At 61.2% G+C, this 17,251-nt stretch carries 15 protein-coding genes; 7 read left to right on the top strand and 8 right to left on the bottom strand.

Going from position 1 to position 17,251, the window contains the following annotated elements; genetic code table 11:
- Window positions 1–3 precede the first annotated feature (3 nt).
- Together DK391_RS20510 and DK391_RS20515 are read left to right on the top strand one after the other, a co-directional pair.
- Window positions 4–1,650 (top strand): NAD(P)/FAD-dependent oxidoreductase, encoded by a 1,647-nt coding sequence (locus tag DK391_RS20510; protein ID WP_109479809.1) that lies wholly within the window; start codon window positions 4–6, stop codon window positions 1,648–1,650.
- Window positions 1,651–1,748: 98 nt separating this feature from the next.
- Complete coding sequence (locus DK391_RS20515; protein WP_109479810.1) at window positions 1,749–2,480, top strand: glucose 1-dehydrogenase; 732 nt, start codon at window positions 1,749–1,751, stop codon at window positions 2,478–2,480.
- A 36-nt stretch (window positions 2,481–2,516) separates the two neighbouring features.
- Here DK391_RS20515 and DK391_RS20520 read toward each other — a convergent pair whose 3' ends face one another.
- Window positions 2,517–3,224, bottom strand: coding sequence for a GntR family transcriptional regulator (locus tag DK391_RS20520; protein ID WP_109479811.1), 708 nt, complete (start codon window positions 3,222–3,224; stop codon window positions 2,517–2,519).
- A gap of 133 nt (window positions 3,225–3,357) precedes the next feature.
- Here DK391_RS20520 and DK391_RS20525 point away from each other — a divergent pair, with 133 nt between their 5' ends.
- From DK391_RS20525 to DK391_RS20535, 3 genes are read left to right on the top strand one after another with little or no spacing between them, the layout of a single operon-like run.
- Window positions 3,358–4,839 carry an NAD-dependent succinate-semialdehyde dehydrogenase gene (locus tag DK391_RS20525; protein ID WP_109479812.1) on the top strand — a complete coding sequence of 494 codons (1,482 nt, stop codon included), beginning with the start codon at window positions 3,358–3,360 and terminating at the stop codon, window positions 4,837–4,839.
- Entirely contained in the window at window positions 4,836–6,089 is a 1,254-nt protein-coding gene (locus DK391_RS20530) for an iron-containing alcohol dehydrogenase (protein ID WP_109479813.1), read from the top strand. Before DK391_RS20525 ends, DK391_RS20530 begins: the two co-directional genes overlap by 4 nt.
- Window positions 6,090–6,097: 8 nt before the next feature.
- Window positions 6,098–7,048 (top strand): 3-hydroxyacyl-CoA dehydrogenase, encoded by a 951-nt coding sequence (locus DK391_RS20535; protein ID WP_109479814.1) that lies wholly within the window; start codon window positions 6,098–6,100, stop codon window positions 7,046–7,048.
- A 45-nt stretch (window positions 7,049–7,093) separates the two neighbouring features.
- On the opposite strand, the gene DK391_RS20540 is transcribed toward DK391_RS20535, so the two are convergent.
- Entirely contained in the window at window positions 7,094–7,894 is an 801-nt protein-coding gene (locus DK391_RS20540; protein WP_109479815.1) for an NAD(P)H-dependent oxidoreductase, read from the bottom strand.
- A gap of 85 nt (window positions 7,895–7,979) precedes the next feature.
- Between DK391_RS20540 and DK391_RS20545 the strand changes: the two genes are divergently transcribed.
- Both DK391_RS20545 and DK391_RS20550 read left to right on the top strand, forming a co-directional pair.
- On the top strand, window positions 7,980–8,873 hold the full coding sequence (locus DK391_RS20545; protein WP_109479816.1) for a LysR family transcriptional regulator: 894 nt from the start codon (window positions 7,980–7,982) through the stop codon (window positions 8,871–8,873).
- Between the two features lie 69 nt (window positions 8,874–8,942).
- Window positions 8,943–10,817, top strand: a complete 1,875-nt coding sequence (locus DK391_RS20550; protein ID WP_109479817.1) for a beta-galactosidase — start codon at window positions 8,943–8,945, stop codon at window positions 10,815–10,817.
- Here the strand turns inward: DK391_RS20550 and DK391_RS20555 are convergent.
- From DK391_RS20555 to DK391_RS20580, 6 genes are all read right to left on the bottom strand, one after another.
- A complete protein-coding gene (locus DK391_RS20555) occupies window positions 10,814–12,769 on the bottom strand; it encodes an enterotoxin (protein WP_109479818.1) in 1,956 nt (651 codons plus the stop codon). The two genes, DK391_RS20550 and DK391_RS20555, sit on opposite strands and share 4 nt — an antisense overlap.
- Window positions 12,770–12,784: 15 nt before the next feature.
- A complete protein-coding gene (locus DK391_RS20560) occupies window positions 12,785–13,099 on the bottom strand; it encodes an antibiotic biosynthesis monooxygenase (protein WP_109479819.1) in 315 nt (104 codons plus the stop codon).
- A 100-nt stretch (window positions 13,100–13,199) separates the two neighbouring features.
- On the bottom strand, window positions 13,200–14,480 hold the full coding sequence (locus tag DK391_RS20565; protein ID WP_109479820.1) for an MFS transporter: 1,281 nt from the start codon (window positions 14,478–14,480) through the stop codon (window positions 13,200–13,202).
- Between the two features lie 41 nt (window positions 14,481–14,521).
- Window positions 14,522–15,232, bottom strand: coding sequence for an SDR family oxidoreductase (locus DK391_RS20570; protein ID WP_109479821.1), 711 nt, complete (start codon window positions 15,230–15,232; stop codon window positions 14,522–14,524).
- Between the two features lie 117 nt (window positions 15,233–15,349).
- On the bottom strand, window positions 15,350–16,276 hold the full coding sequence (locus DK391_RS20575; protein ID WP_109479822.1) for a LysR family transcriptional regulator: 927 nt from the start codon (window positions 16,274–16,276) through the stop codon (window positions 15,350–15,352).
- 100 nt (window positions 16,277–16,376) lie between these two features.
- A complete protein-coding gene (locus DK391_RS20580; protein ID WP_109479823.1) occupies window positions 16,377–17,201 on the bottom strand; it encodes a serine hydrolase in 825 nt (274 codons plus the stop codon).
- Window positions 17,202–17,251: the final 50 nt, after the last annotated feature.

Genomic DNA, 17,251 nt, shown 5'->3' on the forward strand with positions numbered 1-17,251 from the left:
CCTATGAGCAAGCTCACGACGGGCGCCGCCACCAGCGGCACGCATTACGACGCAGTGATCATCGGCGCGGGTTTTTCAGGGCTCGGCATGCTGCACCATCTGAACGAACTCGGCATGCGCAGCCGCGTGTTCGAAGCGGCTTCGGGTGTCGGTGGCACCTGGTTCTGGAACCGCTATCCCGGCGCGCGTACCGACAGCGAGTTTTACTACTACTCGTTTTCGTTCTCGCGCGAAGTGCGTGAAGAATGGAAATGGAGCGAGCGCTATCCGGCGCAGCCTGAAGTGCTGCGTTATCTCGAGTTCGTCGCGCAAAAGCTCGATCTGAACAAGGACATTGCCTTCAACACGAAGATCAGCCGCGCACAGTTCGATGAAGACGCTAACCTGTGGCACGTCACGACGGATCAGGGCGAGACATACACGGCGCGCTATCTGATCAGCGGCATGGGCGTGCTGTCGACACCGTCGGTGCCGAACATCAAGGGCGTGCAGTCGTTCAAGGGCTCGATCTATCAGACGGCCACGTGGCCGAAGGAAGGCGTCGATCTGACTGGCAAGCGCGTGGGCCTGATCGGTGTCGGCGCATCGGGCGTGCAGATCGTGCCCGTGATTGCGCCGGTCGTGAAAGACCTGTTCGTGTTCCAGCGCACGCCGAACTACGTGGTCGCGAGCAGCAACTACGCCGTCGACGACGAATGGATGACGCAGATTCGCGCGAACTACGACGACATCCACAAGCAGGCGACCGCGCATGGTTTCGCCGTGCCGTTCGCTAAACCCTCCGTTGGCGCAAAGGATGTGTCGGCGCAGGAACGCGAGCGTGTGTTCGAAGCAGGCTGGAAAGAGGGCGGTTTCCATTTCATGCTCGAAACGTTCAACGATCTCGCTACCAATGAAGAGTCGAATGCCTATGCGTCCGATTTCATTCGCCAGAAGATTCGCGAGACGGTGAAAGACCCGCTCAAGGCAGAACTGCTGTGCCCGAAGGACTATCCGTTCAACGGCAAGCGCCCGCCGGGCGGCCACGGTTACTACGAGACCTTCAATCGCGACAACGTGCATCTCGTCGACATTCGCCCGAATGGTATCGATGAGATCACGGCAACGGGCGTGCGTGTCGGTGACCAGCATGTCGAACTCGACGTGCTGATCTTCGCGACCGGCTTCGATGCGATGACGGGCGCGCTGACGCGCATCGATATTGTCGGCCGCGATGGTCTCGTGCTGCGCGACAAGTGGAAGGACGGCCTGAAGACGAACATGGGGCTGGCCGTCAACGGCTTTCCGAACTTCTTCATGATTCTCGGCCCGCAAACGCCTTACGCGAATCTGCCCGTGGCGATTCAGGAAGCGGTCGGCTGGGTGTCGCGTGCAGTTGCCTTTGCGGAAACGAATGGCATCGCTTGCATGGAATCTTCCGTCGAGGCCGAAAACGCGTGGGCGCACGAAGTCCATCGGGCAGGTTCGGCCACGATCATGGCGCAAGGCGGGGCGGCGCACGCGTGGTTCCTCGGCGCGAATATTCCCGGCAAGGCAAGAGAGTTCAACGTCTATATGGGCGGGGCCGACGTGTACTTCAAACAGTGCACGGAGATCGCGGAGAACGGCTTCGTGGGCTTTCACGAAGCAGCGCTGGCGCCGGCAGGCTGATCAGTCGATGAGAAGCAACGCGATGCGCGCGGCGCTTGTGCAAGGCAGGCGCACCGCATCGCGATTTCGAGCGAACCCATGAACTTCAGGAATACGCGATGAAATTCCAGCACAAGGTTGTCTTCATCACTGGCGCAGCGCGCGGTCAGGGCGCGGCTGAAGCCCGCCGTTTTGTATCGGAAGGCGCACAGGTCGTGCTCGCCGATGTACTCGATGCCGATGGCGAAGCGCTTGCCGCACAACTCGGCGGCCACGCGATTTATCTGCATCACGATGTGACGAGCGATCACTCTTGGTCGGCGGCCATCGCCGAAACCGAGCGTTGTTTCGGCCGATGCGATGTACTCGTCAACAACGCAGGCGTGTACCGGCCCGCACCGATTGAAGAAACGAGCGAAGCGATGATCGAAAAGATGTTCAAGGTCAATCAGCTCGGCACGTTGCTTGGCATGAAGCACGCAGCCGCCTCGATGAAAAAGACGGGCGGCGGCGTGATCATCAATATCTCGTCGATTGCGGGCTTGCGCGGCTTTGCCAACGCCGTCGCATATAGCGGCACGAAATGGGCGGTGCGCGGCATGACGAAGGTGGCGGCGGCGGAACTCGCTGCGTATGGCATTCGCGTGAACTCCGTGCACCCCGGCTTCATCGCGACCGACATGCTCAAGGAGAACACCGACGAGGTCAATCGCATCGGTGCGGACGCAGCGCCGCTCAAGCGTCACGGCACGCCTGAAGAAGTAGCGACGCTGGTCGCGTTCCTGGCGAGCGCGGATAGCGCCTTTATCACGGGCGCGGAAGTAGCGATCGACGGCGGCTGGTCGATCTGAGCGAGGCGTGACGTGAAGCGGATGAAGCGACGAAGTTCAGGCGACGGAATCGGTCACCGGGACGCCTTCTTTAAGACGCCGCGCGTATTCCTCGACGGCGAGCTTGCCAGCGAGCCGCACGTGCGCTTCGCAGGCCTTGCGTGCTTCGTCGGCATTCCGATTCACGGCCACGGCATCGATGATATGGCGCAATTCGTTCATCGCAATGGCGACACGCGCATCGTCGACGAATGCATAGCGGCGGAACAATGCAATGCGGCCATGAATGACGGCCATCGTTTCCGCAAGCACATCGTTGCCGCCACCTGCGAGCAACAGTGCATAGAACTCGCTCTTGATGGTGTCGCGCGATCCGACGCTGCCATGCAGGAATTCGCGTTCCATGCGCTTGAGCAGCTTGATCATGGCTTTGGCCTGCTGGTCGGTCGCATTGAGCGCGAACAGTTCGCCCGCAAGACCTTCGAGATTTTCGCGCACGCGGTAGATCGATTCGATATCGCGTTGCGTCAGTACGGTGACGACCGGGCCGAACGCCGCGACGACAGTCACGAGCCGTTCGGATTCGAGCTGGCGCAAGGCTTCGCGGATCACGGTGCGCGACACGCCGAATGCATTGCACAGCGTGCTTTCGAGCAGCCTTTCACCCGGTGCGATTTCGCCGTCGAGAATCTGCTCGCGAATGAGCTTCACGACTTGCTGCCGCAGCGGTGCTGCATGCCGTTCCACGACGACGGGCCGTGCCATGAACCTGACCTCACTGAATGTGTAGCGACAAATCTTATCACTGCGCTCGAGTTCTCATCTGCTGATCATGCGGTATGCGCGTAATACCGGACTGAGAACAACGAGTGTTCAAAGAAATGGATGGAGAAGCAGCATGCAAATGAAAGTACATAACGGTCGATTGAATGACACCGTGCCGCGTGGACTGTTTATCAACGGTACATGGCGAGCAACGCAAGATACGCTGGACGTGCTGGACCCGGCCACAGGAAGCGTGCTGGCGCAGGTCGCGAACGGCTCCGTCGACGACGCGATGGAAGCGCTCGATGCCGCCGTCGCCGCGCAACATGCATGGCGCAGCGTGTCGCCACGAGCGCGTGCGAATCTGTTTCATCAGGCACATGCGCTGCTCGTGCAACGCGCCGACCTGTTCGCTGAAACGATGACGCTGGAAAGCGGCAAGCCACTCGCCGAGTCGCGCGGCGAATTCAAATTGTCGGCGGAATTCTTTCTCTGGTACGCCGAACAGATTGCGCATCTGCATGGCACATACGCCGATGGCTCGCACGGCGGTTATCGCATCGTCGCGTCGCATCAGCCGGTGGGTCCGTGCCTGCTGATCACGCCGTGGAATTTCCCGCTGCTGATGATCGCCCGCAAGGCCGGCGCGGCGCTCGCGGCGGGCTGCACTGTCGTGACGAAATCGGCGAGTGAGACGCCGCTCACTTCCGCGCTCTTCGTGAAGGTGCTGGAAGACGCGGGCTTTCCTGCGGGTGTGATCAATCTCGTGCATACGACCGATGCGTCGGGCGTATCGGCCGCGCTGATGGCCGACAGGCGCTTGCGCAAGGTGAGCTTTACGGGTTCGACGGGCGTCGGCAGCACGCTGCTTGCGCAGGCTTCGAAACACATCATCAATGCATCGATGGAACTGGGTGGCGACGGGCCGTTCATCGTGCTCGACGATGCCGATATCGACGCTGCCGTCGAACATGCGATCGTCTGCAAGTTTCGTAACGCGGGCCAGGCTTGCGTCGCGGCGAACCGGATCATCGTGCACGAAGCCGTCGAGGCTGAGTTCACGCGCAAGTTCGTCGAGCGCACTGAATCACTGCGCGTTGGCAATGGCTTCGAAGCTGTCGATGTCGGCCCGATCATTTCCGAACGACAGCGACAACGCGTGCAGCGCCTCGTCGCGCAGCTTGCGGAATCCGGCGGACAGGTGCTGACAGGCGGCGCGCCCATCGAAGGCGACGGTTACTTTTATCAGCCGACTGTGATCCGCTTTACGCAGATCAACGCTGCGTTGTGCGACGAAGAACTGTTTGCGCCTGTCGCGGCGATCTTCCCCGCACGTTCCGCCGCTGAAGCGCTCGCGTTTGCCAACGACACGCGCTACGGACTCGCTGCCTATCTCTTCACGCAAGACATCTCGCGAGCGATTGCGCTCGGTGAGCGGCTCGACTTCGGCATGGTCGGCATCAATCGCGGCATCATGGCCGACCCTGCCGCGCCGTTTGGCGGCATCAAGGCATCGGGACTCGGACGCGAAGGCGGGCACGACGGTATCTACGAATTTCTCGAACCGAAGTACATGGCGCTCACAGTCAAGCGCGAAGAAGAGGTGCTGGCATGAACGACAACACATTGGGCCTTGGTTTGCTGCGTCAACCGAAGAGCGTCTTGTTCGGACCCGGCCAGCGGCGGCAATTGCCATTGATCGCAAAGTCGATCGCATCGTCCGTGCTCGTCGTGACGGATGCACGCATGGCGGCGAGCGAAACCTTTCATGAAATCCGCAGCGGATTGCAGGCGCAGGGCATCGCCGTTTCCGTCTATGCAGAAACGGAGCCTGATCTGCCGCGTGAAAACGTGCTTGCCGTCGTCAGCCGCTATGCGACGAGTGCCACTGCGCGGCCCATCGATGCCGTGATCGGCATCGGCGGCGGAAGCTGTCTCGATCTCGCTAAGGTCGCCGCCGTCGCGCTCGTCAACCAGCATGACGTGCGTGAGTATTACGGCGAGTTCCGCGTGCCGTCGCCGGGTTTGCCTGTCATCACGGTGCCGACTACAGGCGGCACAGGTGCGGAAGTGACCTGTATCTCGGTGGTCTACGACCGCGAGAAAGGGATGAAGCTCGGCATTGCGAGTCCTCATCTGGAGCCATACGCTGCCATCATCGATCCTGAGCTCACGTTGTCGTGTCCGCGCGGGCTGACGGCTGCAACGGGTGCCGATGCGCTGTCGCATCTGATCGAGGCGTTCACCGCGAAGGCGAAAAATCCGTCGCCCGAGGAGATCGCTACGAAGCTGTATGTGGGCAAGAACCGTTTGACGGATCTGTTTGCATCGCATGGGCTGGCTTTGCTGAATACGGGGCTGCCGGGCGTGGTTCGCGATCTGCATGATGTCGATGCACGCGCCGATGTGATGTTCGCCGCGTATTGCGCGGGCATGGCGATCAACACGACAGGCACGGCGGGCGCGCACGCCATCCAGTCACCGATGGCCACCTATAGCGACGCGCCGCACGGCTTTGGCGTTGGCGCGCTGCTGCCGTACATCATGCGTTTCAATCTGCCGGCGCGCGTCGATGCGTTCGCGGAGATTGGCCGCATCTTCGGGGTTGCGGACGCCTCGCAGCCACTTGTGGATCAGGCCCATGCCGCGATACGGCGCGTCGAAGCGCTGCTCGAAACGGTGGGCGCACCGCTCGATCTGAAATCGATCGGCATCCGGCCCGAGCACTTCGAAGCGATTGCCAGCCAGTCGATGCAGGCGACGCGGCTGATCGCCAACAATCCGCGTGCGCTGACACACGAAGCCGTCGTTGCGATGCTGCAGAAGGGCTATGACGGCGACAGAAGCTGGTGGGAGATCGAATGAGCGGCGATATGACTACAACGCGCGACGATGCATCGACAGTTGTTTGCGTGCTTGGCGCGGGATCGATTGGTGTCGCGTTCGCCGTGGTGTTTGCGCGCGCGGGTTTTCGCGTGCGCATGTGGGACGTCTATGGCGATGCGCTTGCACGTGGACAACGCGAGTTCGACGACAAGCTCGCGATGCTGTCGGGCTTGAGTCAGGCGGACGCGACGAACAGTACGGTGCGTGCGCGGGTGAGCTGGCACGTCGATCTCGACGAAGCAGTAGAGAGTGCTGACCTGGTACAGGAATGCATTCCCGAGCAGCTGGCGCTCAAGCGTGAACTCTTTGCGCGGCTAGCTTCTATCACGCATCCGGATACCGTTCTGGCAAGCTCGACATCGGCGTTGAAGCCTGGTGAGATCGCAGCAGGCTGTGCCGCGCAGGAGCGCATCCTCGTCGGGCATCCGGCGAATCCACCGTTCCTGTTGCCGGTAATCGAAGTGGTGCCTTCTGCGTTCACGGCGCAGCGTTTCGCGGACCGGGCCGCTGAACTCTACACGCGCGCCGGGTTGAAGCCGATTGCGGTCCATCGCGAAGTGGAAGGCTTCGTGTTCAATCGTCTGCAAGGGGCGCTGCTGCGAGAGGCGTATTGTCTGGTGCGCGATGGCGTGGCATCCGTGGCGGACATCGACGATATCGTCAGACTGGGGGTGGGACGACGCTGGAGTGTCATCGGCCCGTTCGAGACTGTCGATCTGAACACGCGCGGTGGCATCGAGTCGCATGCGCAGAAGATGGGACCGGCGTATGCGCGAATGGGCGCGGAGCGCGGGCAGCAAGATCCGTGGACCGACGGTCTCGTACAGGAAGTGACGCGGCAACGGCGTGCGCTGCTGGCGCTCGACGATTGGGACATGCGCGTGCGTTGGCGCGATGAGCAGTTGCAGCGTTTTCTCGCACCATCAGACGGAGCCTAGCTTATTTTCCGGCGTGCAGCACCCGATCGCGCCAGGCTCCATGGCTTAGGGCGATTGGGACTCGCAAGATTGGATGTGGTGCAGCGCGAATCCCGTATTGCCGGAAGCGATGTCGGCGCGCAGCGTGAGCGCGGGAATCTCGTACGCACCGGCATTTTGCGGACGGAATGGAATGGGAGGAGCCGTCCACAGATTGTCCAGGCGTTGCCCAAGCGTCTCGCACGTCGCCGCGTAGCGCATTTCATCCATCTTCCCGGTCCGGTAGATAACGAACGGCGGTAACACGTCGAAGCCGGGGTAGTAGAGAATCCCGTGATGAATCGGAAACAGCAGATCGTCGATCGGTCCGTTGATGCCGCGCGCGCCATAGTGCGATTCCCAGCCGCCCGTCGTGACGATCAGCATGGCACGCTTGCCTGCCAGCGTACCTTCTCCGTAGCGGTCGCCCCACCGCGCATCGGAGTGTTCGCCGACACCATATGCAAAGCCGTACGCATAGACGCGTTCCACCCAGCCTTTGAGGATCGCGGGCATCGAGAACCACCACAGCGGAAATTGCAGGATCAGCGCGTCTGCCCATAGCAGCTTCTTTTGCTCCAGCGCGATGTCCTCGCTTTGCAAGCCGTTTTCGAACGCATGCTTCGAATCGAGGCTTGGGTCGAAGCGATCACCGAGAGGCGCACCGGTGCTGTCGCGCGCATCGAGTGATGCTTTCCAGTTCATCGCATACAGATCCGACACCTGCACGCTGTGTCCCGCTGCCTCCAGACGGGATACGGTGAAATCCTTCAAGGCGCCGTTCAGCGAACGCGGTTCGGGGTGCGCATAGACGAGCAGTACATTCATGTTTCGATCTCCGTGATTCACAGCAATCAGCATAAGCACCTGTCAGGTATATTAGAAATGAATTGGTGATATGACAGGTATAACGATGAATAATCTCAGACGGCTCGATCTGAATCTGCTCCTCACGCTCGATGCGCTTCTGTCGGAACACAACGTGACGCGCGCCGCGGCACGGTTGAACTTTTCGCAGCCCGCGGTGAGCGTGCATCTCGCGAAGCTGCGTGAAATATTCGGCGATCCGCTGTTGTTGCCGGGTCCGCGCGGCGTGCGGCCCACCGCGCGGGCGGACGAATTGCGGCAACCATTGCGCGAAGCGCTGGAGGCGTTGGAACAGGTCGTCTCGCCCGCGCAAGCGTTCGATCCGGCCACGGCGACGAACATCTGGCGACTGGCTGCGACCGACTACAGCGAATCGACCGTGCTGTTGCCTGCGTTGGGCACACTGCGCGCGGCTGCGCCGGCTACGCGGCTGTCCGTGGTCGAGATGAAGCCCACGTATATCGCGAAGCAGGCGGAACGCGGCGATATCGATCTGGCTTTTCACACTAGCGACGAATCACCTTTGGGCCTGCATCGGCGTGTACTATTTACCGAGCGCTATGTATTAGCCGGTCGCGAGAATCATCCACGACTGAAGCGGCGGCCCACGCTCGCGCAGTTCTGTGCGTTCGAGCATGTGATCGTTTCGCCTGATGGTGGCGGATTTCGCGGCGTAACGGATGAAGCGCTCGCGCAAGTAGGACTGGTGCGGCATGTCGTGCTGTCTGTGCCGCACTTTCTGTTCATGTTGTCCGTGCTCGCGAGCACCGATCTCGTCGCGATGGTGCCGGAGCGGCTTGCGCGCAATATGAGCGGATTGCGGGTCGTCAGACCGCCTGTCGATGTGCCAGGCTACGAGATGGGGATGCTGTGGCATGAGCGCTGCCATCGCGATCCTGCCCATCGCTGGTTGCGGGAGCAGATAGCCAGCGCGGTGTGATGGCGAGATGAAGCGTGCGGTAATGTGTAAGCTGTTCTCGTGCGTAAGCGCTTGAAGGAGCCTGCAGACATGACAGATCGGGCATCGACGACACCGAATGGGCCGCATGTTTTCGGTTTCGCTGCGAATGGCGAGGGCTTTCTGCTCGACGGTGAACCGTTTCAGATTCGCAGCGGCGAGTTGCATCCGGCGCGCATTCCGGTTCAGTACTGGCAGCATCGCATCCAAATGGCGAAAGCGATGGGTATGAACACCATCGCGCTATATGTGATGTGGAATTATCACGAGCCGGTTGAAGGCGCATTCGACTTCCACACCGGCAATCGCGACATCGAAGCATTCATCCGTCTTTGTCAGGCAGAGAACTTGTGGGTGCTGTTCCGGCCAGGTCCATATGTGTGCGCAGAATGGGATCTCGGCGGCATCCCTTCATGGCTGCTGAAGTACAAGGACATTCAACTGCGCACGGACAGAAGCACTGACCCACGTTACATGTCTGCCGTCGAACGCTATATCGACGAGCTTGCGCCGCGCATCAAGCCATTGATGACTGAAAGCGGTGGTCCGATCCTGATGATCCAGATCGAAAATGAATTTGGATCGTTCGCTTGCAACCCCGCGTATCTCGAGGAACTGCGGCAACTCTGGATTCGTCATGGAATAAGCGGGCCGTTTTACACAGAGGACGGCATCGTCCAGTTGCAGCAGAATCAGTCCAATGTTGCTGGAGGTGCCATTGCCTTGAGCAACGGCAATGCGGCGCAGATAGAGGCCGTGCGCAAGGTGTTTCCGCTGGTGCCCGCCATGGCTGGAGAGGTCTATCCGGGCTGGCTCACGCATTGGGGCGACGCAACGTTTCAAGGCACGTCCGTCGATCTATCGGCAACACTCGATGCATTCATGCGCAAGAACCTGTCGTTCAATCTGTATGTGATTCACGGCGGCACGAGTTTCGGCTTTTATGCAGGTGCAAATCTGGACCCTGATAGCGACGCATACCAGCCCGACATCACCAGCTACGACTACGCGGCGCCGATTAGCGAGCAGGGCGTAGCTACGCCGCGCTATATGCAGTACCGCAGCATCATTGCTGGCTATCTGTCTTCGCCATTGCCGGATGTGCCCCCACCCATCGCGACGATTCCGGTGACGGATTCGAACGGCACTCGCCGTTTGATGCCGCAACGTTACGCGTCGCTCTGGGACAATCTTCCGGCAGCGTTACCCTTGGCGCAGTCGATCCATCCACAGCCGTTCGAGATGTATGGCCAGGTATCGGGCTTCGTGCTGTACCGCAAGCGCCTGATGCAATATGAAGGCGGTGCGCTCGATATAGGCGACGTGCATGACTATGCGACGATTTTCGTAGGGGATCGGTATGCGGGCGCGGTGTCGCGTGTGGATATGCCGGAACCTCTCGCGTTGCCGCTGAATGTCGTGCATCGCGCGCCAGTTGCGCTACCTGATGTTTCTTTAGTGCAAGACAAGGCGCCCGCGCTCGATGTTCTGGTCGAAGGCATGGGACGGGTGAACTATGGCTATCCGATGATAGACCGCAAGGGAATCGAAGATCCGGTTGTGTTGCATCGTCGGGGAGGCGCGCACGAGGTTTTGACAGAATGGGAAGTCGTGCTTCTGCCAATGGAGACTTCGTTTGTCGAGAACTTGCGTCCGCTTTGTAGCAACCCGGATAAACCAGGTCTCTTCTTCATTGCGACGCTTTCAATCGAAGCCACCGCCGATGTCTATCTCGACATGAGTGAATGGACAAAAGGTGTCGTCTGGGTGAATGGGCACAATCTGGGACGCTACTGGCATATTGGGCCGCAAGAGCGGCTCTATTGCCCGGCACCGTTTTTAAGCGCTGGTGATAATACGGTGTTGATTTTCGATCTGCATCAAACTGTAGCGCGTCCCGTCAGTTTAGCTTCGACACTTGCCTAACGCGCAACGGGATACAACTCCATCGTCAAGACCTGAAACGGTGCAAGCCGAATGGATTGCTGGCGGAATGCGTCTAACGGTGAAGGCACATTTGAATCACCTTCGCCAAACGGAAAACGCACGCCAAACATGCTTGCCGAAGCATCAGGCAACTCAAGTTGCGCCTGAAGATCGAGCACGAAATCATTCGCGAATTCGGCGGGGTTGCGCAGCGTGACGATTGCCATCGAAGGCGTCCACGCGGCCCATCCATACACTTCAAGTTTGTCGGGCGCGCCGCCTATCCAGTGGCAATCACGCAGCACGTCGGCGTGGCTTCGCGCCCAACGGGCGGCTTGAGCCAGACAATCCCAGTCACGCGATTGCAACAGTGACGGCGTCACATAGAGTTCCTGCAATTGCGTGCCGCTGCCGAAGTACGTCTGCACTTCGTGGGCAAAGGAATATGCCGGATCGCTATTGAGCCGCTTGTTTTCCTGCGCATAGATGATGCCGTGAAGCATCAGCGAGTTAAGCGGAAAGAGCGGACTTCGGCAAACGACATTGCGATATGTCTGCGCATCGCGGTACGTGATCCATTGCTCACGGTCGCTGCCCGCGCCCGCAAAACCATAATCGGCACCGTCGCGCCACACGGAGTCGACATAGCGCAACCAGAACGGCGACGCTTGCGTACCCGTCGACAGATTGACGAACACATCGCGCTTCACGCGACGCATCGCGTCGATCAGTTCGACGGCCGCGTCCCAATCGCTGTTGAAGCGGCTGCCAGGGACAACGGTATTCGCGTTGCCGGTGCCATCGAGCTTGAAGTGATTGACGCCGTGGCGCGTAAGAAGGTCCATCGCGACTTCATGAAAGCGCTGATAGTACTTCGGCCCCGAGAGTGCAAAGCCGTCGCCTGTCGTCTCGTATCCCGTTGCGCGGCCACGCGTGACGCGTTCCGTTCGGGGTGGGCCATAGCCGCCCCAAGGCGACAGCCAGACGCCAGGCGCGGCACGATAACCCGCTGCAGCGTCCCTCAATGGGATAAAGCCGTCGGGGAACGCCGGACTGAATGTCCATGCGCCGCTGTAGTCGTCCCATCCATCATCGAAGAGGAAGGCGTCGAGTTGCACGCCGCGCTTCTCGTGCAACGCATGACCGATTGCATGAATGCGCTCGATTGCCTGCTCCTGCGTGTACTTTGTCAGAAAGCCGATGTCGCACCACGAGTTGTAGTGCAGAAGCGGCGAATAGGGGCGGGCGCGTTCGCATTCGATATAGGCTGCAAAGTCGCGCCGCAATTGGCCTTCGCGGTATACGCCTGCAACGAACGAATAAGTGAGCGTCTTTCCTTTTTCGAGCGGCAACGCGCGCTTTACACGGAAGCTGGCGATATCGTCGCGTACTTCGCTTTCCGACATCGGAAGTTCGAAGCCCAGATACACGTTGCCATCGATAACAGGTACTGCGGCGAGATCGCCCGCTCTGTGCGCATGAGGCGCATCGCTCTGGAATAGCGAAACCGATGTAATCGGTTCGTCGTGCGAGAGGGCGGTGATCGAAAGATGATGACGAAGATAGAGCGCGTGGTCGCGTTGCTCGACGCTCCATTCGATGCGTAACCGTTGCGCGTTGTCTCCGAGCGTAACGACAATGCGCTTGCCAGGAATACGTCCGGCTTGCCTGAGCGCGTCCACATCAAAGGGCAACGCTTCCTCACGCAACGGCGCGAGTACATGAAGATCTTTCGCGCCGAGCTCGCTTCCATCGGCGAAGCCGATCATGAATGGCGCGATCACCTTAATGCTGCGCCCATGAGCGCGATCGACGATAGACACATCGTCAATCGAACGCTCCGCCATGCTCCAACTGAGCGCAATGGCCGCATTGCCGAACGCATAGCCATCGCCATGCGCCTGAAACACGGGAGAACTTGTTTCCGCCAGAGCGGCAGGGTTGGCGTGCATGACGCGCCCTCTGTGTTACTTGACGGTCTGAAGCACCTCGAAACCCTCGAACTCGGGATGCCCGAGATAGAGTGCGCGCTTTTCGCCGCCCGCGTTGCGGTGAGCCGCGCGAAACGCTTCCGATTGCGTCCACGCTTCAAACGCCGCGCGATTCGCCCACACGGTATGGCTCGAATACAGCACGTGATCGTCGCGCTGCGGTCCCTTCAGCAGATGAAACTCGACAAAGCCGGGCACGTCTTTCAGATGCGTGTCCCGCGTGGTCCACACTTCCTCGAATGCGCTTTCCGAGCCTGGCGCTACCTTGAACCGGTTCATTGCAATGAACATGACTGTCGCTCCCGAATGACTGCGATGCAGCGTGAAGTTGCCGATATGTCGAAAGTCCACCGGCGAAGTATACGCATAGATCGCAGACCCGTGCAGCGTGCTACGAAGCGGGCGAACCCTGGCGCCCGCGCGCCCATTGCGCAAAGCCCGCGCACAGCACCAGCAGCGAGCCGGTGACGAAGAACACCGAATGCAGGCCGAAGTACACGGCAATCTGCCCGCCGATCACGGGGCCAAGCACCTGTCCGCTGAACTGCGCGGATTGCAGATAGCCGAGCATCTGGCCTGTCCTGCTCTCGTCGACAGCATGACGTGCGAGTTTCGCAATGGCAGGCAGCAGGCCGGCCAGCGACATGCCCATCAGCGCACGCATCACAGCGAGTTGCCACCATTGATGCACGAACGCCTGCGGAATCATCACGAGGCCCGTCACGACCAGACAGCCGATGATCACATTCCATCCACCAATCCGGTCCGCCAGCGCGCCCAACCGCGCTGCCGTGAACATGCTGCCGAACGCGGAGCAGGCCATCACGACGCCCGCGATACGCGCCAGCCGGTCCGGTTCGACGCCGAGGCTGCCGACATACACCGTGATCACCGGCTCGATCGACATGTTGGCGAGCAGTACCATCATCGCCGTCGTGAGCAGTGCGCCGACCACCGCATAGTGCGTGCGGGACGCGTGTTCGCCCGCTGCGCCGCTGCTGGTTTTGCGCTTCGAGTCCGTATCGGGATGGAAGTCTTCCTTGACGACGAAGATGGTCAGCAATGCCGCGATGGCGATCACCGCGCCGCCTGCGAAGACCGTGCCGCGTATGCCGATCCAGCCCGGCAGCAGCCCGCCGATCAGCGGCCCGATCAGATTGCCCGCCAGCGCGCCCGTGGACAGCAGGCCGAGCGCCCATCCGGCACGCTCGCGCGGTGCCTGTGTGCCGACCATTACGGTCGAAGCCGATGCATAGCCGCCCACCAGACCCGCGACGAGACGCAAGCCGACCAGCTCGTACACATTGTGCGCAATGCCGATCAGCGACATCACGACGGCCATGCCCAGCGCGGCGCGAATCAGCATCGGCTTGCGCCCGTAGCGGTCGGCGAGGCGTCCCCACAGCGGCGCAGTCACCGCGGTGCCGAGAAAGGTCGCGCCGAACGCGACACCCGACCACTGGATCACGTCCGCCTGCGATTGAACGCCCAACTGCTTCACATACAACGGCAAAAACGGCAGCAGCATGCTCAGGCTCACGAGCGTCGTGAACGAACCGAATACGCAGACGAACAGATTGCGCATCCAGTACTGCTGGTTGCGCTCGGTGTAGCCGGGGGCTGCAACGTCGCGCGCGCCGCGCAGCGCGACGGCTGAGGTGGGCTGATTCATGCTGTCATTCCTTCAATCCGCTGATGCAATGAAGCCGAGGCTCAGGAGCCGACGTTGCTGCCGCCATCGACGTGCAGGATCTCGCCCGTCACGAAGCTTGCCGATTCCAGATACAGCACCGCTTCCGCAATATCGGCCACTTCGCCCAGCCGCCCGAGCGGGTGAAAGCGCGCCAGCGCTTCGTGCCGCTCACGAGGATGGAGCGGCGTCTTGATCACGCCCGGCGCCACGGCATTTACGCGAATGCCGACGGGTGCATATTCGATGGCAAGCGAACGCGTGATGGCATTCAGGCCGCCTTTGGTCAGCGCTGCCATGGCGGCAGGCAAGCCCGCACGCGGACGGTCCACGAGGCTCGCCGTGATGTTCACGACGTGGCCGCTGCGCTTTCTGCCCATCACGGTCAGCGCGCGCTGCGTGATATGAAAGAAACCGTTGACGTTGGTCGCCATGACGGCGTTGTAGTCTTCCGGTGTGTAGGCTTCGAACGGTTTGGCGATGAAAATGCCGGCGTTGTTGACCAGCGTGTCGATGCGGCCGAAGCGTTCCAGCGCGACGTCGATCACCTGTTGTGCGGTCTTCGCATCGGCGATATTGCCTTGCACGGTGGCGATATCGGCGTCGTCGCCCGGCTTGATCGAGCGCGAGGTCGCGACCACGCGGAAATTGCGGTCGCGATACGCCTTCACCAGACCCGCGCCAATACCTTGCGACGCGCCCGTGATGATCGCCACTTTCTGCTCTGCACCCATTCGTCTGCTCCGTTGTCCAGTGGGCCATGCCGGCCCGATGTCGATGGAGCAAATATAGATTCGGTCGAACGCAGAGAGAATCCACGCCATGCGGCAGACATTCTTCCGCGAATCGATTCAATCACGGTTGGTGATACGTTGCAGCTGCTTGAACTGGCGGCGCAAGCGAGGCGCGGCAAAATCGACGAACGCACGCACCTTGGGCACGGACAGGCGCCCGTGCGGGGTCAGAAGATGCACGGGCAGAGGCGCGTGCTCGCTGTCGCGCAGGACGATGCGCAGCTGGCCGTCCTTGACTTGCTGCGCGACGTGATAGGAGAACATCCGTGTGACGCCGCGCCCTTCGACGGCGGAGGCGACGGCGGCCTCGATGCTGTTGACGATCAGGCGCGGCGAGAAGTTGACCACCTGCGCGACGGTCGAGCCTTCGGCGGGCGGAAAGCTCCACGAATCGACGCCGAAGTGCGTCATCGAAATGATCTGGTGCTGCTCGAGATCGGAAGGCTCGCGGATCTGCGGGTGTTTCGCCAGATAGCGCGGCGCAGCGGCCACCACGCGCCGCACTTCACCAACGGGAATCGCGATCAAGGTCGAATCGGGCAAATGCGCGATGCGCAGCGCGACGTCGATGCCTTCGTCGATCAGGCTCACGGGCCGGTCGAGCATATGCAGTCGCACCGACACGGCAGGGTATTCGTCGATGAAATCTTCGAGGATCGCGCGCAGCATGTCCTGGCCCGCCGCGACGGGCGCGGTGACGTTCAGCACGCCGCGCGGCGCGGAGCGTTCTGCTGCGACCAGCAGGTCGGCTTCTTCGAGGTCGGTCAGGATGCGGCGGCATGCGGCTGCGTAGCGTTCGCCCGCTTCGCTGAGCTTGATGGTGCGCGTGGTGCGATGCAGGAGCGGCGAGCCGACGTGCGCTTCGAGAAAGGCGATCGCGCGGCTCACCGCGGCGGGCGAACGGCCAAGCCGGCGGCTCGCGCCCGCGAGGCTGCCTTCGTCCAGCGTCGCGACGAACACCTTCATTGCGTCTATCCGGTCCATGGTGGATCGCTCAGGAAGCCGCCAGCACGGCGGCGTTGCCCGGAAGTGTACAGCGCAGCGTGGGTTCGGACCCTTCGCGCTCGCAAGCCTGCACAGGCGCTCAGGGATGTGCGGCGACGAGCCAGCGGCGCAGATCGACGGCGTCCTGGAAGTGCGCCTGCGCGTTGGGATCGCCGAGCAGCACGATCAGCACCGGATGGCCGCGCACCATCGTCACGATGATCAGGCAGTGTCCCGCTTCGTTGGTGAAGCCGGTTTTCTGCAGCCCGACATGCCACGACGCGCGATGCACGAGAGGATCGGTGTTGCGATACATCAGCGGGCCGTCGCCACCCAGCACGAGCTTCTGGTGTGCCGTCGAGTAACGCCGGATCACCGGGTAGCGATACGCGGCGCGCACCAGCCGCGTGAGGTCGCGTGCCGTCGAGATGTTGTGCGGCGACAGGCCGGTAGGATCGACGAAGTGACTGCGCGTCATCTGCAGGCGTTTGGCGGTGCGGTTCATCGCGCGCACGAAGCCGGGCCGCCCGCCCGGATAGTCGCGGCTCAGCGCGAACGCCGCGCGGTTTTCCGACGACATCAGCGCGATATGCAGCAGCGTGCTGCGCAACAGCAGCGAATGCACGGGCAAACGCGAGCGCGACCACTTGAGGCGATCGACATCGGCGTCGGTGACGCGCAGCGGCTTGATCATCGAACGCTTTGCATCGACGGCGACCATTGCCGTGAGCAGCTTGGTCAGCGAAGCGATGGGGCGGCGTTCGTCCGCGTGCTTCGCGTAGAGCGTGCGGCCTGTCGTCATATCGACGACGATGGCCGCGCGTGCCAGCACGGCGGGTTTGAGCGCGGCGCGTTTCGCGTGGGCCATCGCTGGCGCAAGGCTCGCGAGCAGCAACAGCATGATGAGCAGATGAAATTTCAGCACGTTGGCCGGGCGTGGAGCAAGGATGTCATGGCTATCGATGGCCTCGTGCG

The organism is Paraburkholderia sp. C35, assembly GCF_003121405.1.
Lineage (GTDB): Bacteria > Pseudomonadota > Gammaproteobacteria > Burkholderiales > Burkholderiaceae > Paraburkholderia.